This is a genomic window from Sulfurospirillum sp. MES, from assembly GCF_000789415.1.
GTDB classification, from domain to species: domain Bacteria; phylum Campylobacterota; class Campylobacteria; order Campylobacterales; family Sulfurospirillaceae; genus Sulfurospirillum; species Sulfurospirillum cavolei.
The window spans coordinates 164719-191545 of the sequence record NZ_JSEC01000002.1 but is presented as its reverse complement, the minus strand read 5'-3'; the positions used below and the strand labels follow the sequence as shown (position 1 = coordinate 191545).

General features: G+C 44.8%; 25 protein-coding genes. 15 read left to right on the top strand and 10 right to left on the bottom strand.

All coding sequences use genetic code 11. The features are described 5' to 3' along the window. The first annotated feature begins 76 nt into the window (after positions 1-76). From OA34_RS04500 to OA34_RS04480, 5 genes are all read left to right on the top strand, one after another. Positions 77-1471, top strand: a complete 1395-nt coding sequence (locus OA34_RS04500) for an MBL fold metallo-hydrolase RNA specificity domain-containing protein (RefSeq protein ID WP_039672844.1) — start codon at positions 77-79, stop codon at positions 1469-1471. Between the two features lie 94 nt (positions 1472-1565). Next, on the top strand, positions 1566-4469 hold the full coding sequence (locus OA34_RS13520) for a response regulator (protein WP_286682843.1): 2904 nt from the start codon (positions 1566-1568) through the stop codon (positions 4467-4469). Continuing rightward, complete coding sequence (locus OA34_RS04490; protein ID WP_039672842.1) at positions 4462-5481, top strand: HD domain-containing phosphohydrolase; 1020 nt, start codon at positions 4462-4464, stop codon at positions 5479-5481. Before OA34_RS13520 ends, OA34_RS04490 begins: the two co-directional genes overlap by 8 nt. Further along, entirely contained in the window at positions 5478-6170 is a 693-nt protein-coding gene (locus tag OA34_RS04485) for a substrate-binding periplasmic protein (protein ID WP_039672840.1), read from the top strand. Before OA34_RS04490 ends, OA34_RS04485 begins: the two co-directional genes overlap by 4 nt. 70 nt (positions 6171-6240) lie before the next feature. Continuing rightward, positions 6241-6522: a flagellar basal body rod C-terminal domain-containing protein gene (locus OA34_RS04480; protein ID WP_039672838.1), complete on the top strand. Its 282-nt coding sequence runs from the start codon at positions 6241-6243 to the stop codon at positions 6520-6522. A 32-nt stretch (positions 6523-6554) separates the two neighbouring features. Here OA34_RS04480 and queA read toward each other — a convergent pair whose 3' ends face one another. Genes queA through tatB form a run of 3 tightly spaced genes read right to left on the bottom strand, consistent with a single transcriptional unit; the run spans position 6555 to position 8758 of the window. After that, complete coding sequence (gene queA, locus OA34_RS04475; RefSeq protein ID WP_039672837.1) at positions 6555-7574, bottom strand: tRNA preQ1(34) S-adenosylmethionine ribosyltransferase-isomerase QueA; 1020 nt, start codon at positions 7572-7574, stop codon at positions 6555-6557. A 3-nt stretch (positions 7575-7577) separates the two neighbouring features. Then, positions 7578-8342: a twin-arginine translocase subunit TatC gene (tatC, locus tag OA34_RS04470; RefSeq protein WP_039672835.1), complete on the bottom strand. Its 765-nt coding sequence runs from the start codon at positions 8340-8342 to the stop codon at positions 7578-7580. Further along, the gene (gene tatB, locus OA34_RS04465; protein WP_039672833.1) at positions 8342-8758 is read right to left on the bottom strand and encodes a Sec-independent protein translocase protein TatB; all 417 of its coding nucleotides are present in this window, start codon (positions 8756-8758) and stop codon (positions 8342-8344) included. The genes tatC and tatB overlap by 1 nt, the downstream gene beginning before the upstream one ends. 175 nt (positions 8759-8933) lie before the next feature. Here tatB and purL point away from each other — a divergent pair, with 175 nt between their 5' ends. Beyond that, positions 8934-11135, top strand: coding sequence for a phosphoribosylformylglycinamidine synthase subunit PurL (gene purL, locus OA34_RS04460; RefSeq protein WP_039672831.1), 2202 nt, complete (start codon positions 8934-8936; stop codon positions 11133-11135). A 123-nt stretch (positions 11136-11258) separates the two neighbouring features. Here the strand turns inward: purL and OA34_RS04455 are convergent, their stop codons facing one another. The 4 genes from OA34_RS04455 to OA34_RS04440 are packed head-to-tail and all read right to left on the bottom strand — an operon-like array spanning position 11259 to position 14693. Then, positions 11259-12023: an NlpC/P60 family protein gene (locus tag OA34_RS04455; RefSeq protein ID WP_039672829.1), complete on the bottom strand. Its 765-nt coding sequence runs from the start codon at positions 12021-12023 to the stop codon at positions 11259-11261. After that, complete coding sequence (locus tag OA34_RS04450) at positions 12020-12646, bottom strand: hypothetical protein (protein ID WP_039672827.1); 627 nt, start codon at positions 12644-12646, stop codon at positions 12020-12022. Before OA34_RS04450 ends, OA34_RS04455 begins: the two co-directional genes overlap by 4 nt. Before the next feature lie 41 nt (positions 12647-12687). Then, on the bottom strand, positions 12688-13563 hold the full coding sequence (locus OA34_RS13515; RefSeq protein ID WP_286682842.1) for a metallophosphoesterase family protein: 876 nt from the start codon (positions 13561-13563) through the stop codon (positions 12688-12690). After that, complete coding sequence (locus tag OA34_RS04440; RefSeq protein WP_039672825.1) at positions 13557-14693, bottom strand: MalY/PatB family protein; 1137 nt, start codon at positions 14691-14693, stop codon at positions 13557-13559. Before OA34_RS04440 ends, OA34_RS13515 begins: the two co-directional genes overlap by 7 nt. Before the next feature lie 76 nt (positions 14694-14769). Here OA34_RS04440 and OA34_RS04435 point away from each other — a divergent pair, with 76 nt between their 5' ends. Further along, the gene (locus OA34_RS04435) at positions 14770-15525 is read left to right on the top strand and encodes a DnaJ domain-containing protein (protein WP_039672822.1); all 756 of its coding nucleotides are present in this window, start codon (positions 14770-14772) and stop codon (positions 15523-15525) included. Next, positions 15525-16013 carry an acyl-CoA thioesterase gene (locus OA34_RS04430; protein WP_039672821.1) on the top strand — a complete coding sequence of 163 codons (489 nt, stop codon included), beginning with the start codon at positions 15525-15527 and terminating at the stop codon, positions 16011-16013. The genes OA34_RS04435 and OA34_RS04430 overlap by 1 nt, the downstream gene beginning before the upstream one ends. Before the next feature lie 3 nt (positions 16014-16016). On the opposite strand, the gene OA34_RS04425 is transcribed toward OA34_RS04430, so the two are convergent. Together OA34_RS04425 and OA34_RS04420 are read right to left on the bottom strand one after the other, a co-directional pair. Beyond that, positions 16017-16646, bottom strand: coding sequence for a DsbA family protein (locus tag OA34_RS04425; protein WP_039672819.1), 630 nt, complete (start codon positions 16644-16646; stop codon positions 16017-16019). Further along, entirely contained in the window at positions 16643-17077 is a 435-nt protein-coding gene (locus OA34_RS04420; protein WP_286682841.1) for a disulfide oxidoreductase, read from the bottom strand. The genes OA34_RS04425 and OA34_RS04420 overlap by 4 nt, the downstream gene beginning before the upstream one ends. Positions 17078-17181: 104 nt before the next feature. Between OA34_RS04420 and purH the strand changes: the two genes are divergently transcribed. Beyond that, entirely contained in the window at positions 17182-18714 is a 1533-nt protein-coding gene (purH, locus tag OA34_RS04415) for a bifunctional phosphoribosylaminoimidazolecarboxamide formyltransferase/IMP cyclohydrolase (RefSeq protein ID WP_039672817.1), read from the top strand. 76 nt (positions 18715-18790) lie between these two features. Here the strand turns inward: purH and OA34_RS04410 are convergent, their stop codons facing one another. Beyond that, positions 18791-19693 (bottom strand): LysR family transcriptional regulator, encoded by a 903-nt coding sequence (locus OA34_RS04410; protein WP_039672815.1) that lies wholly within the window; start codon positions 19691-19693, stop codon positions 18791-18793. A 181-nt stretch (positions 19694-19874) separates the two neighbouring features. On the opposite strand from OA34_RS04410, the gene sdhA reads away from it, so the two are divergent. The 6 genes from sdhA (at position 19875) to OA34_RS04380 (ending at position 26788) form a co-directional block, all read left to right on the top strand. Further along, positions 19875-21722, top strand: coding sequence for an 8-methylmenaquinol:fumarate reductase flavoprotein subunit (gene sdhA / locus OA34_RS04405; RefSeq protein WP_039672814.1), 1848 nt, complete (start codon positions 19875-19877; stop codon positions 21720-21722). Then, the gene (locus tag OA34_RS04400; protein ID WP_039672812.1) at positions 21722-22681 is read left to right on the top strand and encodes a succinate dehydrogenase/fumarate reductase iron-sulfur subunit; all 960 of its coding nucleotides are present in this window, start codon (positions 21722-21724) and stop codon (positions 22679-22681) included. Before sdhA ends, OA34_RS04400 begins: the two co-directional genes overlap by 1 nt. A 3-nt stretch (positions 22682-22684) precedes the next feature. After that, on the top strand, positions 22685-23539 hold the full coding sequence (gene sdhE, locus OA34_RS04395) for an 8-methylmenaquinol:fumarate reductase membrane anchor subunit (RefSeq protein WP_039672810.1): 855 nt from the start codon (positions 22685-22687) through the stop codon (positions 23537-23539). A 78-nt stretch (positions 23540-23617) separates the two neighbouring features. Next, positions 23618-24973 (top strand): OprD family outer membrane porin, encoded by a 1356-nt coding sequence (locus tag OA34_RS04390; RefSeq protein WP_039672808.1) that lies wholly within the window; start codon positions 23618-23620, stop codon positions 24971-24973. A 133-nt stretch (positions 24974-25106) separates the two neighbouring features. After that, the gene (locus OA34_RS04385; protein ID WP_039672807.1) at positions 25107-25913 is read left to right on the top strand and encodes a substrate-binding domain-containing protein; all 807 of its coding nucleotides are present in this window, start codon (positions 25107-25109) and stop codon (positions 25911-25913) included. Positions 25914-26062: 149 nt separating this feature from the next. After that, positions 26063-26788, top strand: coding sequence for a sulfite exporter TauE/SafE family protein (locus OA34_RS04380; RefSeq protein WP_039672805.1), 726 nt, complete (start codon positions 26063-26065; stop codon positions 26786-26788). Positions 26789-26827: the final 39 nt, after the last annotated feature.

Below are 26827 nucleotides of genomic sequence, written 5' to 3'. Positions count from 1 at the left end.
CGCGCGGATTTTTGAGATAATCCGGTGTGTGCGTCGTCTTTAGCGCTTGGCAAAAATCGTATTCAAAGGATAAGCGATGGCAAAAGTGACGAGTTACGGTGCGGCCTCGACGGTCACGGGTTCGTGTCATTTATTGGAAGTAAGTTCGGTACGGATTTTAATTGATTGCGGTATGATCCAAGGATCGCAATGGAGGGATAATTATGCCCCTTTGGGGTTTGATGCCGCGAGTATCGATTATCTGATCTTGACCCATGCGCATAACGACCATATCGGGCGCGTTCCCAAATTGGTCAAAGAGGGATTTCGCGGCGAGATCATTGCCACGGAAGCAACCTTGGATATTGCGTATATTATGTTGCTCGACAGTGCCGCGCTTTTGGAAGAAGAGTACCAAACCCAACTTAAAAAAGCGTTACGCAGAGGCGAAGAAAACAGCGTACAAGAGCCGCTTTACACCAAAGAACATGTCGAAATGGTTTTTGCACGAAAAATGCGTCGAGTCGCGTACGAACAGACCATAGCCCTTGCGCCGTTTTTAAAGATCACGTTGCACAATGCGGGGCACATTATGGGGAGTGCTTACGTGAATGTCGAATACGAAGAAGAAGATGTGCGCAAAAACGTTATTTTTTCAGGCGATTTGGGCAGTAAAAACAGGCTTTTACTCAATGCACTTACGCCGGCGTCGCATGCGCAAACCCTTTACCTCGAATCAACCTACGGCGATCGCGAACACCGATCCTTGGAAGAGAGCATTCGCGAATTTAAAGAGGCGATCACGCAAACTTTAGATGATGGCGGATGCATCGTCATTCCTTCGTTTGCGCTTGAACGCACCCAAGAGATTTTATGGCTTTTGCATCAGATGCATCAAGAGGGTTCTTTGCGCAATTGCCGCGTCTTCTTGGACAGCCCTTTGGCGATTGAAGCCACGAAAATTTACCGCAAATATCCCGCACAGCTCAATCAACCCGTAGGCTTACATGTCAGTCTCGGCGACGATCCGTTTTCGTTTCCCGAACTTGCTTTAACGCCGAAGAAAAAAGATTCTATCGAGATTAACGACGTGCAAAAACGTGCGATTATTATTGCCGGAAGCGGTATGTGTACGGGCGGACGCGTGTTACACCATCTTAAACAGCGTATTTGGAATCCGAAAAATGCCGTAATCTTCGTCGGTTTTCAAGTCCAAGGAACGCTAGGAAGAGAGATTATCGATCACGAACCGTTCGTGCGTATTTACGGTGAAGATATTAAAGTGCGAGCTAAAATTCATACGATCAACGGCTTTTCCGCGCATGCGGATCGTGCCGACATGTCGGCGTGGATTGCTCCGATGGAGGGCTTGCATACGATCTATTTAATTCACGGCGAAATCGACAAAATGGAGCTTTTCAAAGCCTATCTTCACGAACGTACGCAGGCAAAAATTCATATCGTGAAACCCGCCGAAACGATTTATATTTAGGCGGCTTTAGGTCGATTTTGCTCGAAGTTTAGTAAAAAGAGGGTACAATAGTAAAATCTTAGAGTGAATTTTTATTGAATAAAATGGGCGTCTTATGAAAACGTTTTTACACAAAGTCTCTTTACTCCAATCTTTGATCGTGATGATCGTGATTGCGCTCATCGTGCCGATACCGGTTGCGACCTTGATTTACGTGAACAGTACGTTTCCTTCCAAGCAAGAAGAACAAAATACGCTCAACACGAAAAAATTCGACTTCTCCTCGGCGATTTTCGCCGAGTCGCTTTGGAACTACTATCCCGAACTCGGGCAAACGATGCTCGATCAGCTTCTTTTGGATCAAAATATCCAATTCGTTCGGGTCCGCGATAACGACGAAAAACTGTTTTTGATGTGGGAATTGCCTCAACAAAACCCTGCCGATACGCTGGTTTTACGCAAAGTGTTGAAAAAAGACGACGTCGCGATCGGAACTTTGGAGATGGGTTTTAAACGCATCGATCTGATCGAGTCGATTCTCAAAGATATGCGGTTGTTCGGCTCTATGATTTTGCTTCAGATTCTTTTTCTCGTGAGCGTGATTTCGCTGATTTACTACTACAAGGTCTTAAAACCGATCAAGCGGTTGGTCGCGCATTCGCATCTTTTGGCGGCACAAAAGTTGGACGAGCCCTTTGAGTGGGAGGAAAACGACGAAATCGGTTTGCTAGGACATTCGCTCGATCAAACGCGCATCAAGCTTCAACATCTTTTTAAGGTACTTCAAAAAGAGAACGAACGTTTGGATGAGAAGGTCAAGCAACGCACGCAAGAGTTAGAAGACGCCAGTCGTTATAAATCGGAATTTTTAGCCAATATGAGCCATGAAATCCGAACGCCGATGAACGCCGTCATGGGAATGTCGCATCTACTCGGTAAAACGGCGATGAGCCCCGTACAGCAAAACTACGTTTCAAAGATCAAAGAGGCTTCTTCGTTACTGCTTCGTATTATTAACGATATTTTAGATTTTTCGAAAATCGAAGCGGGAAAGATGGACGTTGAAGTCGTCGCGTTTGATTTGCATAAAGAGCTTAAAAAGAGTTGCTCTATCTTTTCGGTGCTCGCCAAAGAGAAAAACATCGACTTTCAATGTGATTTTATCGAGACCAATCGTTTTTTTAGGGGCGATCCGCATAAGATTATGCAAATCGTCAATAACTTTTTAAGCAACGCGATCAAGTTTACGTCCGAAGGCGGCGTGTTTTTAAGCGTTTGCGAAAACGTACTCGACGAAGAGCGATCTTCTTTGAGTTTTAGCGTCAAAGATAGCGGTATCGGTATTGCCAAAGAGAAACAAAACCTTTTGTTTCAAGCCTTCTCGCAAGTCGACGCCTCGGTAACACGCAAACACGGCGGAACGGGTTTGGGACTTTACATTTGCGCGCAACTGGCTCAGATGATGCATGCAAAGATTGCTTTTTCGAGCGAAGAGGGAAGGGGAAGCCTCTTTGCGTTCACGATTCCTTTAGGTGTTGCCAAAGGGATCGATCTTCATTCGGATAGTTCCAATGAACGCTCTTCTCCGCTTCACATTGTGTTGATTGAGGATTATAAGAAAACGGCAGATTATTTTAACGAGCTCGTGCGATCTTTCGGCTTTTTCATGAGCGTGATGAAAAGTAAAGACGCTATTATTGAAGCACTGCAACGTGCGCAAAGTCCTTACGACGTTTTAGTGATCGATCATGAACTTTCCCGCGGTAAAAACGGACTTGCGCTTTATGCTTCTTTGCTCAAAGAAACGCTCGTTGCGCTGCCTCCGACGATTATGTTTTCGATGAACGACGATGCTTCGTTTCAAGCAAACGTCAAGGCTTCGGGGATTCACGTCCTTTTGAAAAAACCGATTAATGCATCGATGTTGTACGACGAACTGGTATCGCTTTGTACGATGCATACGAAAACACCGCTTTTCGATCCTTCCAAAATCGATCTTTCCAAAAAACGTATTTTAGTCGTTGAAGACAATGAGATCAATTTGGACGTTGCCGTCTATCTTTTAAAAGAGACGCACGCTCAAGTCGACACCGCCCGCAATGGACTCGAGGCGGTTGAAAAACTCCAAGAGTGCTCAACCGCTTACGATCTTATTTTAATGGACGTTCAAATGCCTATTATGGACGGGTTTGAAGCGACGCGTATGATTCGAAAAGAGCTCGATATTTTAACGCCGATCGTGGCGATGACGGCAAACGTAATGGTTCAAGATATTGAAAAATGTTTGAAGGCGGGTATGGACGCGCATATCGGTAAACCGTTCGAAGTCGAAGATTTTTACGGTACGCTTTTGGAAACTTTACATGTCAGCAGTACGGTTTCGCCCAAACACCAAACGGCGGGCAAAGCCAAACACGAACACGTCTTCGATCCCAAAGAGGCAATTGCAAGACTTGGAGGCAACGAGACGTTATGGCGCAAAATTTTGAGTCGCTTTTACGAAACGTTTACGCATATGCCGCAAAAAATAGCTTCACTCTCTTCCGGCAACGATCGTGCCATGTTCGTCGATTACCTGCATACGCAAAAAGGATTGTGCGGGTCGTTGGGACTTTTTGCCTTAGAACATGCGCTTTTGGAAGCCGAAACGTTAGTGAAAACCGACCGACCGATCGAGCCTTCTTATTTTGATAACATTATTGTAGCGCACCGTAACGCCGCACCCTTCGTAAACAAAGAGTATGAAAGGTTTGTCAACAATACGGCGTTACGCAACCCTTCGTCGATCGAAAATGAGGCAGGGATTTTAGAACAAAAACAACACTTACAAGCGTTGCACGAAGCATTGGAGCAATCCAACGTTTCTAAAGTGCATGCGCTTCTTGAAACGCTAACGCTCGATGCGGACTTAAAAGAAGATGAACGGTTTACGAAACTCTCTTTAGCCTGCAAACAATTTGATTTTGATGCGGCATTAGCGTATTTGCAAGAGCTTCGTCAGGAGAAAGAACATGGCTAAAGTATTGGTAATCGAAGATACGCCCGAATATATCGAAATGTTGACGTCGCTTTTGAGCGATTATGAAGTTTATGCCGCCAAAGAGGGAAAAAAAGGCTTGGCGTTGGCGGAGTCTATCGAACCCGATTTGATCTTACTCGACATCAATATGCCTTTTATGACCGGATACGAAGTGTGCCGACGCTTGAAGCAAATGCAAAAAACCCGAGCTATTCCCGTGATTTTTTTAACCGCCAATGAAGGGTTGGAGTATGAAGAGATCGGTTTTAACGTCGGTGCGGTGGATTATATATCCAAACCGTTCAATACCGCAATTTTAAAAGCAAGGGTTAAAACCCACGTCGACCTTTACCGGTTACAGTCTTCCTTGCAACAGCAAGTCGACGAGCAAACCAAAGAGATTCAAAAACTGAACCATGAAATTACCTATATTTCGGCGTCTATCGCCGAATTAAAGTCAAAAGAGACGGGACAGCATTTAAGGCGGGTTGCCGAGTTTTGTTATCTTTTTTGCAAGTTTTTGGGTAAAGACGAAGCCGAATGTGAAAAAATCAAAATGGCGGCCGTGTTGCACGATATCGGCAAGGTCGGCATTAGCGACGAAATTTTAAACAAACCTTCCAAACTGGACGAGGACGAATGGGTGGTGATGAAAACCCACTCGATGTTGGGTTACGAGATGCTTGCGGATTCGGAATTTGAGATGATGCGCTTGGCGGCGGTTATCGCTTTGGAACACCATGAGCGATGGGACGGAGAGGGATATCCTTACGGTAAAAAGGGCGAAGAAATTTCTTTAGTCGGACGTATTTGCGCCGTTGCGGACGTATTTGATTCATTGTTAGATAAACGCGTTTACAAAGAGCCGTGGGAAGAAAAAGCCGTCAAAGAGTATTTTGAGATGGCAAGCGGGACACAGTTTGATCCTAAAATCGCAACGCTTTTGCTCGAAAATTTTGACATGTTTATCTATACGTGGAAAGCGCTTCAAACGGGGAAAATAGCATTATGATGCGTTGGATAGTGCTTTTATGCACGCTATTTTTAACTCTCAATGCCGAGAGTTTTCGCGTTTACACCGAGTATAATCCGCCGTTTAATTATAAAAATGCCGAAGGAAAGATCGAAGGTTCGTCCGTTTGGCTCCTCCAAGAACTCTTTCGCAAAACGGGGCAAACGATTGTCGATGGACAAATCAACGTCGTTCCGTGGTCGCGCGGTTATCACGAAGTGCTTGAACACCCCCGTACGGTTTTGTTCAGTGCCGCCCGTACGCAAGAACGCGAAGCGTTGTTTGCATGGGTCGGACCTATCGGAAAATTACGTATCGGCGTTATTGCCAAAAAAGAACGACATGTCAATCTTCAAGCTTTGCGCGGGCACAATTTAGGTAAAATCGGTACGGTTCACGATAGCGGAGCCGAACAGCTTTTGCTCAAAGAGGGATTTACGTTGGAAGATTTCGACCGCTTTAGCAACATCGATTCGCAACTGCGCAAATTACGAGAAGACCGGTTGGACGCGGTCGCGTTTAGCGTCGATGCGATGTTTTATACCTTACAAGCAACCGGCTACTCGTTAGACGCCTATGAAATCGTGACGTTATTGCGCGAAAACGACCTCTATTTTGCATTTCACAAAGACACCGATCCGGCATTGATTGAGAGATTAAACCAAACGCTTAAAGCTATTCGTCCGTAATTTTTTTAGTTTCTTTTCAAGCCCGAAAGAGTATAGTTTTAAATGAAATACCATAGTAAAAGGAGTGCGTATGCAAGTCAATGCCAACGCTATGAATGCGATGTCGACATGGATGAACAACAGTGCGAATAACGTCGCCAACGTTAATACGCAAACCTATCAAGCCACACAAACGACTTTGAGCGAAGAATCAAACAGCGTCGTAGCAAACAGTAGCAAAACCGATAACGGAACCGATCTTACGACCGAGTTTACCGATCAAATTGCACTCGAAGCGGGCTTTGAAGCCAACACCAAACCGATTCAAACCGAAGACGAGATGATCGGCAGTTTGTTGGATATGAAAGCGTAATCCTCTTTTCTTATCCCTTTAAATTTCGTATATTACACGATCAACATCGCATCGCCGTAAGAGAAAAAGCGGTATTTTTCTTTCACGGCAATGGCGTAGAGTTTGAGCGTCTCTTCGATACCTATAAACGAAGCGACCAGCATGATGAGCGTGGATTGGGGTAAGTGAAAATTGGTTAAAAGATAATTAACCCGAATCGGCGGGTTTTTGGGATGCAAAAAGAGATTGCATGCGCCTTGTTGATGATGCGTTCTTGCATAATATTCGATCGTTCGTGTGACGGTCGTACCGACGGCTAGAAGCGGCTTAGGCGAATCGATGAGGCGACATGTCGCTTCCGGAATAGCGTAAATTTCTGAATGCATCACGTGGTCTTGAATATGCTCCGCTTCGACGGGCTTAAAGGTTCCCGCTCCTACATGTAAGGTTAAAAAATGCGTTTCATAGCGTTGTTTGAGTGTCTCGAACATCGTGTCGGAAAAATGCAACGATGCGGTCGGCGCGGCAACGGCGCCTTGTTCTTTGGCAAAAACGCTTTGATAATCGATGCGGTCCTCGTGCGTGTCGCTTCGTTTGATGTACGGAGGTAAAGGAATATGTCCGATACGCTCTAAAATCGCGAAAAGCTCTTGCGTATCGACGGCTTTTTCTTTATGAAAAAAGGCAACGACGCGTAGACCTTCTTCTTTGAGTTCAACCACTTCCGCGTGCAGGTTCTCGTCGAAAAAAAGCAGACTTCCGACCTTGACGCGCCCTTTAATATAGACGCTATAAAGGTTGTCTTGTAGCGGTGCGTTTAAAAGGATTTCGACGGCACCGCCGCTTTCTTTTTTCCCGAAAACGCGTGCTTTGATAACTTTCGTATCGTTTAAAACGACCGCAGTGTCGCCGGGAATGAATTCAAATAAACGATCAAACGTTGTATGCGTGATCGTTTGACCGGCACGCTCGAAGACCAACAATCTTGCGGCATCGCGCGGTTCGACGGGATGCGTAGCAATCAGTTCTTCGGGCAGTGCGTAGTCGTACGTCGATTTTAAGAGCGGATCGATGGATTAATCCTTTTGTGCTTCATCGTCGTCATCGGTTTGTGTTTCGTCCTCTTCGGGCGGAACATAAGGATTGACGATTTTGGCGATCCAAATGGAAATACCGTATAAAAGCGTGAGCGGTGCCGCCATGAGAAGTTGCGATAAAACATCGGGCGGCGTTAAGATCGCCGCTATCGTAAAAATGATGACGATTGCGTATCGAAAAAACTCTTTAAGTGTTTGGTCGGTTACCAAACCTAATTTGGCAAAAAAGAAAATCACGACGGGCATTTCAAACGAGAGCCCGAATCCAAAAAGGATTTTGCTAAAAAAGCCGACGTATTCGCCGATGCTGGGAAGGGCGGTAAAAAGGGTGCTACCGAAGGCAACCAAAAATGCAAATGCTAAGGGTACGACGACGTAGTAACAAAAAGCCGCTCCCATTAAAAACATACCCGTCGCCGCGGTGACGAAAGGAATGACCAAACGTTTTTCGTTATCGTAAAGTCCGGGTGCGACAAAAAGCCAAAACTGCCAAAAAATAATCGGAAGTGCACCGATAAAGCCGGCAAAAAAGGCAACTTTCATTGCGGTAAAAAAGGGTTCTTGCACACCGGTAAAGATCACGTTGCTTCCCTCGGGAAGAACGGCTTTTAAAGGGGCGATCATCCAGCTTAAGATGGGTTGCCAAAATGAAAAACAGATCAGAAACATCGCGATAACGACCACTAAAGAAATCGTAAGACGTTTACGTAATTCGGCAATATGCGGTCTTAACTCCTCGAACATTAGGCTTTTTCCTCTTTGTTGGTTTGGGTGACGGCTGTGAGCGCAGGTGAGGGTGCGGTTTCCGCTTGAGGCGTTTCGGAGACGACGTCGTTTTTCACGCTGTTTTCGAGCTCTTTGAAAGAGTCGCTAACGTTTTGCGTACTTTTTTTAATCTCTTCGAGCTCATCAAACGTAATTGTTTTGCGAGCACTGGTCGCCATTTCGTCTAGCTTTTTTTTGTACGTAAGTGCTTCGTCTTTGAGCTCTTGAATCTTCATCTCTTGTTCAAAGGTACTTTTAACGTCATTGACGCTGTTTTTGACGGATTTAAAAAATTTGGCTACTTTCACCATGGCTTCGGGGAGTTTTTCCGGTCCGAGGAAGATAACAGCAACAAGGGCTATGACGATAATTTCTCCAAAATCGAGTCCAAACATACCAACGACCGCCTTCAATCTAAAATAGAGGATTGGATTCTATCTGAATTTTCATCAAAATTCTATAAAGCTTAGTCTTTCTTCTTGGTAAAACAGCGATTGGCACAACTAACTTTTAGCTCCTTTTTTGTACAATAAGCCCATCTTAAATTACATCAGATAGGGCGAAATATCCATGGAAAATTTAGAAGCGGTGTTAAAAAAACATAAGTTGTCCAAAGAAGAGTATGCAAATATTTTAACGATTTTGGGGCGTGAGCCGAACATGCTAGAGATCGGCATCTTTTCCGCGATGTGGAGTGAGCACTGCTCGTATAAATCCAGTAAAAAATACCTCAATGGCTTCCCCACCAAAGCACCATGGGTCATTCAAGGACCGGGTGAAAATGCGGGTGTTATCGACGTAGGCGATGGCATGGCGGCGGTCTTTAAGATGGAATCCCACAACCACCCAAGTTTTATTGAACCGTACCAAGGTGCGGCAACAGGTGTGGGTGGTATCTTAAGAGACGTCTTTACGATGGGCGCGCGCCCTGTAGCCAACATGAACTCCCTTCGTTTTGGCAATGTTACCAATAACGATGACACGTCACGTCACCAACGTTTTCTTGTTCGCGGTGTCGTTGCAGGTATCGGCGGATACGGTAACTGCATGGGTGTTCCAACCATCGGTGGCGAGACTTTCTTTGATGAGAGTTATAACGGAAACATTTTGGTCAATGCGTTTACACTCGGTCTTGCAAAAAGCGATGAAATTTTCTACGGCAGAGCTGAGGGCATCGGCAATCCTGTTGTCTATGTCGGCTCTAAAACCGGTCGTGATGGTCTGGGTGGTGCTGTTATGGCGAGCGATAGCTTTACCGAAGCCAACAAAAGTCTACGCCCAACGGTTCAAGTAGGCGATCCATTTGCGGAAAAACTTCTTTTGGAAGCGTGTTTAGAACTCTTTAAAACCGATTACATCGTCGGTATCCAAGATATGGGAGCGGCCGGTTTAACGTCAAGTTCCTTCGAGATGGCAGGACGTAGTGGAAGCGGTATGATCATGCATCTTGACAAAGTTCCTGCGCGCGAAGAGGGGATGCAACCCTTTGAATTTATGCTCTCCGAATCACAAGAGCGTATGCTCATTTGTGCAAAAAAAGGGTATGAAGACAAAGTCGTCGAGATCTTTAGAAAATGGGATCTTAACGCTGAAATCATCGGTGAAGTAACAGCCACGGGCAATATGGAACTCTTCTGGCATGGCGAGAGAGTGGCAAATATGCCAGTCCAACCCGTCAGTGAGCAAGCACCGATTTACGATCGCCCCACCAAAGAGCCAACATATCTTGCGAGCATCAAAACCACAACGATTAACGATTTTGCAAAAATTGACAACCAAAAAGCGTTTGATGCACTTTTGAACTCCGTTGAAGTTTCTGATAAAACATGGATTTTCAACCAATACGACTCAACCGTACAAACCAACACGATTAAAGCCCCGGGTAGCCTTGATGCCAGTGTGATTCGCATCAAAGAAAACGGCAAAGCACTCTCCATGAGTAGCGACTGTAACCCACGTTATAACTACATCGACCCTAAAATGGGTGCGGCGGCGGCTGTGGCGGAGAGTGGACGAAACGTGGCGATGAGTGGCGCTAGACCTTTGGCGATTACGGACTGCTTAAACTATGGAAATCCTGAGAACCCCGAAGTCATGTGGCAATTTGCACAGGGCTGTTACGGCATCAAAGAGGCATGCGCGAAGCTCAACACGCCTGTTGTCAGTGGTAACGTCTCTCTTTACAACGAAACAAATGGCATTGGTGTTTTCCCAACGCCTGCGATTGTTATGGTAGGTCTAAACGACGACGCGAACAAAACACTACCGTCTAGTTTCCAAAAAGAGGGTGCTTCCATTTATCTCCTCGGTGAGACCAAAAGTGACTTTGGCGGTAGCTTGTATATGAAAGAGTTGTACGGCAAAGTTGAGGGAACATTGGCTGAACTTGATTATGACAAAGAGTTAAAACTGTGGGAACTTGTCATTGAAGCGAACAAAAAAGGTTTCTTGAACGCGGCGAAAGATGTTAATGTCGGCGGTATCGCTATCGCGCTAGCGAAGATGGTTGCAAAGAGTAAAAAAGGCGTTACATGTAAGTTCACATGTAACGATGCACGAGATATTTTCTCTGAGAGTTTCTCACGTGCTATCGTTGAAGTGAGCGATGAAGCAGGTTTTGAAGCTATGGCTAAAACGATTGGTTTAAGCGTTGTGAAGATCGGAACCGTAGGTGGAAATAGCTTTACATGTAACGATGTTTCAAAAAGCGTTGAAGCGATTTGCGAGCGTTATTTTAACCGTTTTGCCGAAGTGATCGAACAAGACATCTAAAATTTCAAGAGGTGCAAAAGCACCTCTTTTCTCTTTCAAATTTTCACTCCCATTTTCTGCCAATTTATTGGCTAGCTTTAGTGCTATCTCGCAATTCAAGCTTTGCTTGGATTGTGTGTAAAATCAAAACGTCCCATACGCTACAAAAAAGGCGATATTCATACACTGCGGTTGTGCCGCGCCGCCTTTGGACGGGCAGCGTTTCATATAGGTGTTAATCTTTTTGCCGTCTTTGTTGGTGAGCATCGGGTAGTTGAAGTTCATATAATCCAAAATATTTTTTCCGTTGGAGTGGTGGATAAACTCGACCGTACCGTCGGTATCGATGCGCGTAACGATGCCGACGTGCGTAATATTTTCGATAACCGAAGCAGCGGGTTGCGGTTTGGGCGGATTTTTACCTTTGGTTTTGGTTTTAACCGCCGGTCTTCTCTCGGTATTTTCAAAAAAAACTAAATCGCCGAGGTTGGGTAGCATCGTTTCAAAGGCGTGTCCGCGTTTTGCCATGAGATTAAACATCGCACGTGATTTTCGTGCGTTATCAAAATTTGCATTGAGCTCTTTTTCGTTGTAGTACGGACGTCCCGTTTTTAAGTTAACGAGATTGACGAAGCCGGAACAATCGCCTCCGTCGCGTTTGTTCAGATAACTCATCGCCGTATTGACGATGCTTTGACGCGTCGTCATCGGAGAAATAGAACGAAGCGAGAAACTTTTTTCATCGCGTTGGATATACAAATCTTCGCTCGGCGTTTCTTCTAAGTAGAGTTGCGCCGTTTCGGGTGTCGGTTCGGGTTCGGCGACGTGTTTTTCGATTTGGGGTGAAGGTTGTGGCGTGCATCCCGCAAAGTAGAGTGTCGTGATACCTAAAATCAGCCATCGTTTCATTGAATTTTCCCGTAAGCGCTAAAATATTCCGGTGCCAAGCATTTGTTTTGGCTGTTTTTTGCCGCACATTTTTCCATATACGAATTGACGACTTTATGCTCGTATAACGATGCATCGGGATATTTTAAGTTCATTTGTCCTATCAAGTTTTTTCCTTTGGTATGGTGAATAAAGTAGACGGTTTCATCGGCGTCGATACGCGTGATGATACCGATATGCGTGATGTTGTCGGCACTTTTCGCCTTTGCGTAGGCTTTAACGGTATTGGCGAAAAAGACCAGATCGCCTACTTTGGGGTTTTCATAATAGAGCCTGTTGCGGTCGGCTAAGTAGTTGTAAATCGCAAGCGATTTGCGTGAATCTTCATAATAATCGTTTAAAGCTTGCGTTTGAAAGAAAGGCTCGTTGCTCTCTTTATTGACGAGCGTGACAAATCCGGAACAATCTCCTCCGTCTTGTCGATTTTTATGTTTCATCGCATTGGCAACGATATGGGCTCGAAGTTCTTTTTTTTCGTCTTCGACTTTTTGCGGAAGTTCTGGGGCATTTTGTGAGAGTTCTTTTTGAGCGCATCCCGTGAGTAAAAGTACGGCTATGCTAAAGCTTATCCATAGTTTCGTCATACGTTTCCTTAAAAAAATTGAAAAATAGTACCGACTTTTTCCTAAAATTTCGGCACTAAAATCGTTCGTTCCAACGAAGGAAGCCATTGATGCGCCTGATGATCGTAGGTTTGAATGCGCACGCGATCTTTTTCCAAAAAGAGTGAATTGCTCCAGATCGTCTCTTTGTTCATGTCGCTGTTATGAACGTTGGTAACCTGCTCGTAACGGTTGATGGAAGAGGCAAAACTGGACTCTTTCGCAGAAGTATGCGTATGTCCGCTCACCCATAAAAAAAGTTGCGGGTTTTGAACAATGAGTCGGTGTATTGCTTCTTTAGGTTGGGCGACAAAGTTGGGCGTGTTTGCCCAACGGTTGTAATTCTCAAGCGTGTGATCGAGCGGGGCATGAAAAAAGACGATGGTCGGCATTTTGGGATGGGTTTTGAGTTCATTTTCAAACCAACTTAACTGCTCCATCGAAAGCTGGGCAAGATGTTCCGGAGTATCGGCGGAGAGAAAGATAAGCAGGTAAGACTCTTTTTGCACACTGTAATAGAGCTTTGGAAGATGAAATGCCTTTTGAAAGCGTTGGAGCTTTTCGTTTTGCATCTTAGGCGTTCCGTGCAAAAACTTGCCGTCCTCGCCTAATTCATCGGCATAGATAAAGTCGTGATTGCCCGTGATGACGTAAAGCGGCTTGCGAAGCTTTGAAAAATAGTCTTTGACTTGAGTATATTCTTCGTGTGTGCCCGTCAATGAGCAAAGATCGCCCGTCGCAACGACGCTATCGACATCGCTCCATTGGTTGATCTGCTCTAAGACATGCTCTTTGGCTTCAAGGTGTTTACCCGGAATATGCGGATCGCCGAGAATGACGATGTGTGTGCTTGCATTAAGGCTTAGCGCAACGAAAAGCCCTAAGAGACACTTTAACATAGGCTGTCCATTGCTTTTTGCATGCGCTCTAAGATGGTTTCTAAAACACTTCTTTGCGTCCCAAAATTGAGGCGAACGCACTGTTCATTGCCAAACGGTCCGCCATCGCTTAGTCCCACGCCGTGTTGTAAGAAAAATTCGTACGGACTCTTGACATGTAACGCTGATGCATCGATCCACGCGAGAAAGGTCGCTTCTTGATCTAAGAGTTTGAGCTTGGGATTGCGTGCCACAAACGCTTGAACCGTTTTGAGATTTTCCGCTAAGTAGACACGAAGCTCACCCAGCCACGCATCGCCCCCAAGATACGCCGCTTTAAGCGCGGTAATGCCCAAAAGGTTGATACCGCCGACCATGCTTCCCATCGTCTTTTTAAAACGCTTGCGAAGTTCGGCATCGGGGATCACGGCAAACGAGGCTTGCAGCCCTGCGATGTTGAAGGTTTTGCTTGGAGCCATTAATGTGATGGTACGCTTAGAGAGTGCTTCCCCGAGCGAGGCAATCGGAACGTGTTTGGCAGTTGGATTTAAAAGCAAATCGGCATGAATTTCATCGGAACAGATCAAAAGATCGTGCTTGAGGCAAAACGCTCCGAGTTGCTCTAATTCATGACATGTAAAAACGGTTCCGGCCGGATTGTAGGGATTGCAGAGCATAAAAAGTTTACATGTAGGTTTGATGTGTGCCTCCATCGCTTCAAAATCCAGCGTCCAACGGTCGTTTTCTTCTTTCATCGCAATCGCTATGACTTCTTTGTTCGCATGCATGGGTGCTTTGATGAAATGTGGGTAAATCGGCGTAGTCGTCATTACGCTCTCTCCTTCTACCGTGAGGCATGCGACGTTCATACTGCTGACCACGCCGTGCGTAAAGACCAACCACTCTTTTTGAATCTCCCAGTCGTAGTGGCGTTTTAAAAACGAAAGAATCGCACCGTATGTCTCTTCATCAATGTCCGTGTAGCCAAAAACGCCCTCAGCAATTCTTTGTTGCAACGCTTCGATCACGCATGGAGGCGATTTAAAATCCATATCCGCCACCCACGCCGGAATGACGTCTTGACCTTTGTATTTATTCCATTTTTCACACGGAGTCTTGGTTCTATCAACGATTTCATCGAAATTAAACATAGAAAGTGTCCTTTTCTTTAATGAAAAAATTGTAGCATATTTGCCTCAATTTCGTTTGACATGTAAAGGTGAAAAAATGACCTATATGATTGTTCTAGCCGTGATCGTTCTTTTTTATTTTTTAACGAAAAATTACAATGCGGACGATTATGCGCAAAAAATTCATGTGAATGAGAAACAGGCGTTGCAAGGCGATCTTCGCGAGCATGAAGCGGGGCTTTTGGTCGCATTGATGGCAAAAGTGGCGAAAGCCGACGGCAGAGTCAGCGAACTGGAAGCGGAGCTTTTAAGTTTGACGTTTAGCGACATCGCACGCGTGTTTGAAGAGAGCGAGCGCGTACGCGAAGAGCTCAAAGCAATTTATCAAACCGAAATGCAGACGTTCGACAATACGCTCGTTATTTCGAAAAAATACCTCAAACTCACGCAAAACGACTACGCAAAGCGTCTGAAAGTAATGGAGTATTTGCTCAATCTTGCCTTTATCGACGGAGAATTTTCGCAAACGGAGTGGATGATTAACGAAGATATTTCCGACGCGTTAGAGATTCGACGGGCTGATTTTGAGCGTATGATTGAGCAATTTAAAACATTTTATACGCATAAAACCGAACAAAAGCGTTTTGGAATACAAAATGCCTATGACGTTTTAGGCGTAAGTCCGCAAGACGATATGGAAAGCATCAAGAAAAAATACCGAGCCTTGGTCAAAGAGTACCACCCCGATATTTTGATGGGACAAGGTAAAGATCAAAGTATGATCGATGCGGCGACGGCAAAGTTACAAGAGATCAACGAAGCCTATGAAACGATTAAAAAGGAAAAAAGCTAATGCTCTCTACACCGTTTGAAAAACACACGCTTTCGATGTCGGTTTTAATGACGCCCGATAAGGCAAATTTCTCCGGTAACGTACACGGCGGCGATCTTTTGAAGCTACTCGATCAAGTCGCCTACGCGTGCGCATCGCGCTATTGCGGCACGTACGTCGTGACGATGTCGGTCGATCAGGTCATTTTCAAGCAAGCCATTCCCGTCGGAACGCTCGTGAGCTTTTTAGCCAGCGTGAATTTTACGGGCAAAACCTCGATGGAAGTAGGCATCAAAGTCATTGCCGAAAATATCCAACAAGGAATCGCGACGCATACGAACAGTTGTTTTTTTACGATGGTCGCGGTCGACGACAAAGGACGTCCGACACCCGTGCCGCCCCTGATTCCCGAAACCGACGTGCAAAAAAGACGTTTTCACGACGCAAGACGTCGCCGAGACATCAGGCTTCACGGCTACAACGAAATCACGCCGCTCCATCACGAATAAGCTCTAGAGTTCCGAGTCGATTAAGGCTTGAAGCTCTATCTTTCCGAATTTTACGAGCGGCTTAGCGTTGACGAAAAACTCGGGCGTCGCTCTTACGCCGAGGGTTTTGGTATCGGCGATGTCTTGCTTGATGATCGCGTCGATTTCAGGCTTTTTCATATCGTTTTTCAGTTGTTCGACGTCGATTCCCGCTTCGGGTAAAAAACTCCAAATCAGACCGATATTGGGCGTGCCGGTATGACTTGCCCATTTGTCTTGATACTTATAAATGACTTCCAACGCTTCAAGGTATTTGTTTTGCAAACGTGCCGCTTCGATCATCGCAACCACGTAATAAGAGTCCGTGTGAAAAGGCGCATAACGTAAAACGAGTTTGAGTTTGTCGGGATGTTGTTTGAGAATGTTTTTAACAAAAGGGTAAAAACTTTTGCATGTCTCACACGCTGGGTCGAAAAACTCGACGATCGTCGTTTTGGCATCGGGATTTCCAAGAACGAAGGCAGTTGGACGAACGAGTGCGGATTGTTTGTCGCTTGAGACGTTTACATTGCTTTTTTGATAAAGGTAGCTTCCGCCGAAATAAAAAGCGACAAAAAGCAATAAACTGGAAGCAATGAGGAGTTGTTTATTCATCGTGAAACCTTTTGAAAAAAATAGAGGAGTGCTGCAAGAAGGCTAAACGCAAAGAGCGAAAGCCCTTGAATCGTGATAAATCCGAACCAGTGAATATAATCGCTCGTGCATGAAACGCCTTGCGTACACGGTGCAAGTTTTTCAGGGACGATACCGTAATAGAGCAAATTATGGTAGAGCGCAAAAAAGAGACCTACGGCGACAAGCGGCAAAGAGTAGCGAAAAACCGTACGATCGTTGGAAAAAATTCCGACGATAAAAATAAGCGTAAGCGGGTACATACAAATACGTTGATACCAACATAAAACGCACGGTGGGAAGAGCATTATTTCGCTAAAAAATAGGCTTCCAAGCGTTGATATCATCGTGACTATCCATGCTAAAAAAAGGATGAGCCATGCTTTTTGTGACGATTTTTGTGTTTGATCCATTCTTTTTCCTGAAAAATTGGCGTATTGTATTTAATCGATCCTAAAACGAAGCTATTGTAAAATAAAAACATCAATAAATTATTAACATGTCAAAAAGGACGAGTGTGAGAGCGTTAATCAGTGTGAGCGATAAAACGGGAGTTGTAGAGTTTGCCAAGAATTTGGCGGCATTGGATTTTGAGATTATCTCAACGGGCGGAACGTATAAGCTGTTAAAAGAAGAGGGCGTCAAGGCACTTGAAATTTCCGAAGTGACCAAGTTTCCCGAAATGTTCGACGGGCGCGTTAAAACGCTCAATCCGATGATTCACGGCGGCATTTTGCACCGCAGGGATTTACCTTTACATGTCAAAGTCGCCAAAGAGCACGGCATCGAAGGTATCGACTTGGTTTGCGTCAATCTTTATCCGTTTAAAGAGACCATCTCCAAAACGGACGATTTTGATGAGATTATCGAAAACATCGACATCGGCGGTCCGGCGATGGTACGAAGTGCGGCAAAAAATTTTAACGACGTTATGATCGTCACCGATGTACTCGATTACGACGGCGTCATCGAAGCAATTCGTGAAAAAAACAATACGCTTGAATTTCGACGCGCGTTAATGATCAAAGCGTTCGAGCATACCGCAGCGTACGATAGCATGATCGCAAATTATATGAACAAACGCTTTAACGGAGGTTTCGGTGAAAAGCAGTTTATCGTCGGAACAAAAGCCTTCGATACGCGTTACGGCGAAAACCCGCACCAAAAAGGGGCACTGTACGAGTTTGACTACTTCTTTACGAACAACTTTAAAACCCTCAAAGGCGAAGCCAGCTTTAACAATATGACGGACATCAACGGTGCGGTCAAAATTGCCGCATCTTTCGGCGATCTTCCGGCGGTGTGTATCATCAAACACGCCAATCCGTGCGGTTTTGCCATCGGCGAAAATGTGTTCGAGAGCTACGTGAAAGCCTTAAAATGCGATCCCGTTTCGGCTTACGGCGGCGTCGTGGCGATCAACGGAACGCTCGATCGTGCCTTGGCGGAAAAAATCAACGAGATTTTCGTCGAAGTCATCATTGCGGCTAACGTCGATGAAGATGCGTTGCATGTCTTTGACACCAAAAAACGCATCAAAATTTTTACGCAAGAGAGCAAATACTTGGTTCTCAGCGAAGACGCTTACGATTTTAAACATGTCGACGGCGGATTTGTTTTCCAAGAGAGCGACGCGGTCAAAGACGAAGAGATCGCTAACGCTAAATGCCTTAGCCAAAGAGCGGCGACGCAACAAGAGCTGAGCGATCTTGAAATCGCCTACAAAGTAGCGGCACTGACCAAATCCAACTGCGTCGTTTACGTGAAAGATGCGATGATGGTCGCCATCGGCATGGGAATGACGAGTCGCGTAGATGCGGCGAAAGCGGCACTTCGAAAAGCCGAGGAGATGGGCATCGACGTGAGCGGTGCGGCTCTTGCAAGCGAAGCGTTTTTCCCGTTTCGCGACTCCATCGACGCGGCGGCAGCCGCGGGTGTGAAAGCCATTATCGAGCCGGGCGGTAGTATCCGCGACGACGAGGTCGTCAAAGCCGCCGACGAATACGGTATCGCACTCTACTTTACGGGCGTACGCCACTTCTTGCATTAACTCCATGGCAGAGCTTCTTTCAATGTCGGCATTGAAAGAAGCCTGTGCGACACATTTCCCGATGATTACTTTTGCATTACGATTGGTTTTTCACGGTGAGTAAAAATTCGTAGGCAATTTTCGATAAACGTTTATCTTTACGGTATGCGAGTACGGCGGTACGCTTTAAAAGAGGTTCATCGATCGTAAATAACATCACTTTATCGGCTTTGTCTTCTTTAATAAATTGCGGTAACGTAAAACAGGCTCCGATTCCGGAAGCGACGATGGCATTAGCGATATCAAATGTTTCGGTTTCGCAAAAGACGTTCGGTTCAAAACCGGCTTTCTTGAAAATATGGTCAAAAATAGCACGACTCCTTTGCGTTTCTTTCGGCAAAATAAACTTTTCATTTCGCAATTCGCTTAAAGAAAGCATCGGATAGCCTTTGCTTTTTTTCTTAGCTTTTTGAGCCAAAGGATGCGTAATCGGCAAAGCAAGAAGTGCTTGATCTTCTTTAATAATTTTATAATTCAATTCTTCAGAACTCAGCGGTAGCATTAATGTCGCAATATCGATATCGCCGTCTAAAAGCATTTTTTCTAGTTTGAGGGTTGAAAAAACTTGTGAAACTTTAATGTCCGCTTTGGGAAATTTTTTGTAAAAAGAGGCTAAAGCGGTCGGAATGAAATGGTACCCAGTTTGCGAAAAACCCAAACGCAATTTACCGCTTTCAAAACCGGTAACGTCTTTCATCTGTATCGTTAAATCATTGTACAGTTCGATGATGGCATTGGCTTTGGAGACATAAATTTCACCCGCATGCGTCAGGCTGATAGGCGTCGTACTGCGATCAAAAAGTGGAACACCCAGCTGCTTTTCGATCGTATTGATATTCTGACTTAAAGACGGTTGGGCGATTTTCAGTTTATTTGCCGCTTTCGTAAAGCTTTTTAATTTTGCTACCGTTACGATACATTCTATCTGTTTGAAACTCATCATAATCTCCTATATACAAGCATTTAAGAACATTTATATTCATAGGTAAAACCTATAAGAATATATGAAAAATCTACTTTGACATATGGATAAAAGTGTATTAATATTTTGCTGTAATTAAATTTAAAATGTATTTTGAAAATATAATTTTAAATTTATAAAATCATTGAGAGGAAATCTTATGAGTGAACAGTTTACCAGAAGAGAATTTCTGCAATCCGCCTGTATTACCATGGGTGCTTTGGCCGCCAGTACGACAGGCGTTGAAAAAGCGTTTGCGGCATCTTCAACCTCTATCAACACGTCAGGCATACCTACATGTGATGTTTTGATTATTGGAACAGGTGCGGCAGGACTAAGGGCAGCCGTCGCCGCACGCAAGAAAAATCCAAATCTTAGCGTTGTGGTTGTGAGCAAAGTGATGCCCTCACGTAGCGCAACGACGATGGCGGAGGGCGGCATTAACGGTGTTATCGATTTTAGCGAAGGCGATTCGTTTGAACTTCACGCCAAAGATACCGTTAAAGGCGGCGATTATCTCGTTGATCAAGATACGGCACTAAAATTTGCGACGTACGCAGGTGCCGCTATTCATGAACTTGATTATCTGGGTATGCCGTTTTCACGCGATAGTAAAGGTCGTGTCGATAAACGCTACGCAGGCGGTGCTTCGAAAATTCGTTGTAACTTTGCATCGGATAAAACCGGTCATATCTTAACGCATACCTGTTTGGACGATGCTCTTAAACACGGCGTGAAGTTTTTGATGGACCATCATATGCTAGATATTAGCATTGATAACGGTCGTTGTGAGGGTGTCGTTCTTCGTAATGTTCGTACCGGCGACATCGCTCCCGTTCGCGCAAAATCCGTTGTTTTAGCCACAGGTGGTTACACGCGCGTGTTTTGGAATAGAACATCAACGCCTTACATTGCAACCGGTGATGGTGCAGCAGCTGCCCTTCGTGCTGGGTTGATCTTTAAAGACCCTGAGATGCTTCAATTCCATCCGACCGGCGTATGCCACGGCGGTACGTTGATTACCGAAGCGGCACGCGGGGAAGGCGGTATCTTACTCAATAACCTTGGCGAACGTTTTATGAAACGGTATGTTCCCAACAAAATGGAACTAGCACCTCGTGACATCGTTGCACGTTCTATCGAAATGGAAATTCGTGAAGGTCGCGGTTTCGGTCACGATATGGAAGCCTATGTTCTGCTTGACGTTACCCACCTCGGCAAAGAGAAAATTATGCGAAACTTGCCGCAAATTCGTCATATCGGTCTTTTGTTTGAGAACATGGACTTAGTTGAAAAACCGATTGCGATTCGTCCAACGGCACACTACTCTATGGGCGGTATTCACGTTGATAGTCTTGATACGATGGCAACGCCGGCTCCCGGTCTTTTTGCGGCAGGCGAGGCAGCGTGTGTTTCGATTCATGGGGCAAATCGCTTGGGCGGTAACTCTTTGTGCGATGCAACGGTAACAGGTAAAATTGCAGGGACGAATGCGGCTGAATACGCGGCAAAAGCGGATTTCGGTACAGGCAAACGCCTCAATGACCTAACCCTTAAATGGATCAGTCATTTTAAAGAAGTCACGGGATCAGGCAAAGGCAATGTGAATGACATGTATGCGCTTCGCGAAGAGATGGGTGCGGCAAACTGGTACAATATGGGTATCTTTAGAACCGAATCTAAATTACTCGCCCTTGCCGACAAACACGCGGAATTTCAAGCACGTTACGATGCGCTTCGTATTCCAAACGCCAATCCGGTGTTTAATACCGCCTTTACGGAGTATGTCGAGTTGGGTAACTTACTTCTTGCCTCTCGCGCTGCACTTATGGGTGCAACGGCACGTAAAGAATCACGCGGTTCACACTTTAGAGAAGATTACTTGAAGCGTGACGATGAAAACTTCCTCAAACACTCGATGGTTACGATGGATGAGAGCGGCAAAATGCATTTAGCATGGAAAGACGTTGTGGTAGGTCAGTTTAAAGTTGAAGAGAGGAAATACTAATGAAATTTATCATTGATCGCTTTGATGGCAAAAAAAATTATCAGCAAACCTATACGGTTGAGAAAAAAGATATTGAAGCATTAACGTTGCTTGGGACGTTGCTGTTTATTAAACAACACCAAGACCTTACGCTCAATTTTACCGCGTCATGCCGTATGGCCATTTGCGGCGCGTGCGGCGTACGTGTCAACGGACATGCGTATCTTGGTTGCGACACCAAAATGACGGAACTTTTTGAAGAGTATAAAGATGCCGAGACATTCCGTATCTCTCCGCTTGCGAATTATACCGTGCTTTCCGATCTCGTCGTCGATTGGGAGCCTGCGATTGAAAATCTTCGCAAAATCAAACCGGGTCTTGTCGCCAAAGATGAATTTTCCGAAAAAGAGGGTTGTCGTCAAAACCAAGAACAATACGACCGTATCGTTGGACAATGGGACTGTATCTTATGCGGTGTGTGCGCGTCTGAGTGTAATAAACTCACCGCTGATCATTCTGACTATATGGAACCGTTTGTCTTTACTCATGCGTGGAAATTAGCCAATGATTCACGTTCAAAAGACCCAATGACTCATGTTAAACCAGCAGTCGTCAATGGTTTATGGAACTGTGTCCACTGCCATGAATGTACCAACCGTTGTCCAAAACATATCAGTGGTGCCGAAGATATTGCGGGTTTACGTGCTCTTGCCATGAGAAAAGGCTTAAACAGCGGCGTCGGTCCGGCACATGCCAAATCATTCTATACGGACTTAGTCGAAGACTCCGGTCGACTCAACGAGATACGTTTGGCTCTTAGAACCGAAGGTATGAGTACGGCGCTTCGTGCCGGTACGGCCATCACGTTGATGCGCGCAGGTAAAATGAATCCGTTAGAGATTTTCGGCGGACATGAAATCGAAGGTCATAAAGACTTGGTAAAAATGATTGAAGCAGCGCATGCTGCACATAAGGAGTAAGGTATGCAAAAAGAATTTGCTTTTTTCCCCGGATGCGTGCTTACACAAGCCGCTATCGAAGCTAAAATGTCAATCGAAGCCATTGCTCCCGTATTAGGCATTACGTTAAAAGAGATGAAAGGATGGAGTTGTTGCGGTGCTTCTCAAGCGCAAGACGTCGATCCGTTAGCCACTTTGGTCGCGAATGCGAGAAATCTTGCATTGGCAGAGCAAATGAAATTGCCGGTACTCACGACATGTAGTACCTGTTTATTGATGTTGCGTCGCGCCAAAGCAGAACTGGACAACGGTAAAAAAGAGAGCATCAATACATTTCTTGCCAAAGGAAATATGAATTATCAAGGTACGAGCGAAGTGACCAGTCTTCTTTGGTTATTGGCACAAAATGCCGAAGAGTTGAAAACAAAAGTGAAAAAGCCTTTGTCTAAACTCAAAGTCGCCGTCTTTTACGGTTGCCACAGCATTCGTCCACACAAAGATCTCGGATTTGAGAGTTCAACCAATCCTAGCAGTTTTGAAACGGTGGTAAGAGCACTTGGGGCGGAAGTCGTTCCGTTTACGAAACGTTTGGATTGTTGTGGATTCCATGCGGTCTATCCTGCTGAAAAATCCGTTATGAAAATGACCAGTGGAATTGTCAACAGTGCGGCTGAATCGAAAGCCGATTGCGTCGTCACGCCGTGTCCTCTATGCCAAATGCAACTTGACATTTACCAAGACGATGCACAAGAAACGACCAAATCTAAAGCACGCTTACCGGTGATACACCTTGCTCAATTGGTAGGTTTGGCACTCGGTATTGATGCTAAAAAATTAGGTCTGGATTATAACGTCATAGATGCGAGCAAGCTCGCTTAACGCTTTTAGAGCGGCGCTTCCAAAAAGAAGAGTCGCTCTTTAAAACGCATGTCTTGGTAAAAAGCTTAAAGGAAAAAAATGAAATATGCTCATTTGAGTGTTGCGGCTATCGTAGCGGTCGGTTTGTCTTCTCATGCTTTCGCGGCGGCGGATACGCTCGCGGATGCTTTTAAAAACGGCACGGTCAAGGGCGAGCTTAAAGCGTGGTATTTTGATAAAGATTCGGAAAAACTCGATTCTTCGACTTCCCCGAGTAGGGTTCTCAAAGATACTGAAAAATCGGGTGATATTTTCAATACCGTTGCAGTTTTAAACTATGTTACGGATACGTTTTACGGTTTGAGTCTTGGCTCAACGATTCAAGCCAGTGCCGCTCCGTTTGCCGATACGGAAGGTAAAAAAGCATATGCAAGTGACATGTATGGCTCGGGTGCCGTTCTTTCGGAAGCGTATGTCGGATATACGCTTGGTAAAACGAATGCAAAGATCGGTCGTCAGTTTATTACGACGCCTCTTGTGAACGGAAGCGGTTCTCGTATCGTCAAGGAGTCGTTTGAGGGTGCCACCGTCGTCAATACGGATATTCCGGCAACAACATTGATTGCAGGTTTTGTGGATAAATTTCAAACGCGAACAAGCTATCTTAAAAAAAATGACGTAGGCGGCAATGCTCCGAGTTTTGAGAAAAGAGCGATTTTTAACGGCGTTTCAGCTTCCGATACGTATCAATTCGATGACGCCTACACTCTTGCGATTATCAATAAATCGATCTCTCATCTTACGTTAACGGCTCAGTACGCTAACATAGGCGATGTCGTTGCAACCAATACGAAAGACGTTGACCTTTATTACACCGATGCCGATTACGTACTTCCGATGAACGGCTTTAAATTAGGTTTTTATGCAAATTACCGCGGTGCAAAAACGGATTTGGTTTCCGGTACGGGAAGCAATGCGATCTCTTTTGACGGTGCACAAACCGCAGGACGGATTTCTATTAGCGAATTATCGGGATTTGGTTTGGCTTTGACGGCGGCAACGAATAGCAAAAACGACGCCGTAATCGCCGGTATGGGAAACGGTGCCGCAAGTAGTACCGCAACTTTGGTAAAAGCTAGCAGTCCTTCATTACGTGCCAATACCGATTCGTATCGCTTAGATTTTACGTATGATTTTTCTACGATAGGCGTGATTGGGCTTAAAAGCATTTTACAATATGCCCAAGCAAATCAGGATCGGGTCAAAAATGCTTCCACGAGTGCCGATTATACCTCGTATGCCGGCGGTATCATGTATGCCGTTCCCGTTTTAAAAGGGTTAAGTTTAGAACTTTTGTATGAAAAACAAGAGATTGAAACGACACGTTACTCAAACAATACGACATTTATGGCAGATTTGGATGAGTTAAGATGTAAGGTAAACTATAAATTCTAACGTGAATGAATCCGTCTTCATGGTGTCGAAAGATCGTCTATAAAATGATCAAAGGCTTGAAAATCAATAAGGATCGTTAAACTTCTTGTCTCGATCCTTGTTGATATGCTTTTTTAAGTTTAGGAGTCACATTATGTTGAAGTTCTTTTCTAAGCTAACATCGGTTGTAGGTATATCGCTTTTAGTGGTATTAGGGCTACAGGCCGCAACCATTGAAGTGATCAGTTCAGGGGCATTTTATGCTACGATGAATGACTTAAAACCCGCATTTGAAGAAAAAACGGGACATACCATCCATCTTTCCTCAGGTTCGTCCATGGGGGCTTCCGAGACATCTATTCCCAATCGTCTAAAGCGAGGCGAAACCTTCGATCTTATCATTCTTGCGAGTAACCAATTGGATAAAATGATTGACGATGGTTTTGCGATTAAAGGAAGCAGAGTTGACCTTGTACACTCTTCCATCGGAATGATGGTCAAAAAAGGGCAACCCAAACCGGATATTAGCACGCAAGAAAAATTTGACAAAGTTTTAGTGGATGCCAAATCGATCGGTTATTCGGCTAGTGCAAGCGGGACGCATCTGAGCGAAAACGTATTCCCTCATTTTGGGGAGGAAGTGAAAGCGAAGTCGAAACTGATTGTGGGTGATCGCGTTGCCACATGGGTTGGACGCGGTGATCTGGAAATCGGCTTTCAACAAGTGAGCGAGATTGTCCCTTTTACGGGCGAAAACGGTAGTGTCGACTTGGTAGGGCCTATTCCGGCTCCGTATCAAAAAGTGACTGTCTTTTCAATCGGTGTTGCAAAAGGAAGTAAAGAGCCCTCCGCGGCACAAGAGTTAGTCGGCTTTCTCACATCGGAGGAAAATTATCCCCGTTTAGTCGCACAAGGTCTTGTTCCGGCGGCAACGACACATGCTATAGCCAAAGAAAAATAGCAAACGCAAGTCGTTACATGTAAGCGTCAATGCTTACATGTAACCTATATTAAAAAAGCGTTTTTTGTATATGCATTGTATCGAAGAGGCTCTTTTAAGAGTGACGTTGCATTATTGACACTTGAGATTTTTTAAGGGAAAATGACAAGATGGATGCATTATTCTTTGGATTGATCAGTTTTTGTACGTCGAGCATAACGGCGGTTATCGGTATAGGCGGAGGTTTATTACTGCTTGCGATCCTTCCGTCGTTTTTACCGGCAAATGTTCTGATTCCTATTCATAGCCTCAATCAAATTACCAGCAATGTCTCACGAGCGTATTTTGGCTACAAAGAGATCCAATTTCAAGTCATACCGAAGTTTTTTATCGGATCTTTACTCGGCGTCGGGCTTTTTAGTTATAGCCTCAATTACATATCCATGACGTATATTCCCGTCTTTATCGGAACGTATATCTTACTGTCGTTATGGTCTCAAACGTTTAATACTACGATGATGCATTATGAAAATTACTACCTCATCGGTTTCTTTCAAACCGGCTTATCCGTCATCGTCGGGACGACGGGACAACTCGCGATCGCAAAATTATTGAAAGATTTTCATGATAAAGATAAAGTGATCGCAACATCGGCCGTTTTGATGTGTATGACGCATGTTATGAAAATAACGGTTTTTGTCTACTTTGGATTTGTCTTTCGCGAGTATCTCGGTATCATCTTGACTATGACGATCGGCTCTGTTTTCGGATCTTACGTCGGAACTTATTTACGCCATCGAATCGACGGGAAGAAACTTGTTTTGGCACTCAAAATAGTCTTAACGGCTCTTGCGATCAAATCTATTATGCAGGTTTTAGTCGCGTGTGCATTTTGATACTTTTTTAACGCGTCTCGTTTTATAATCTCTTTTGCA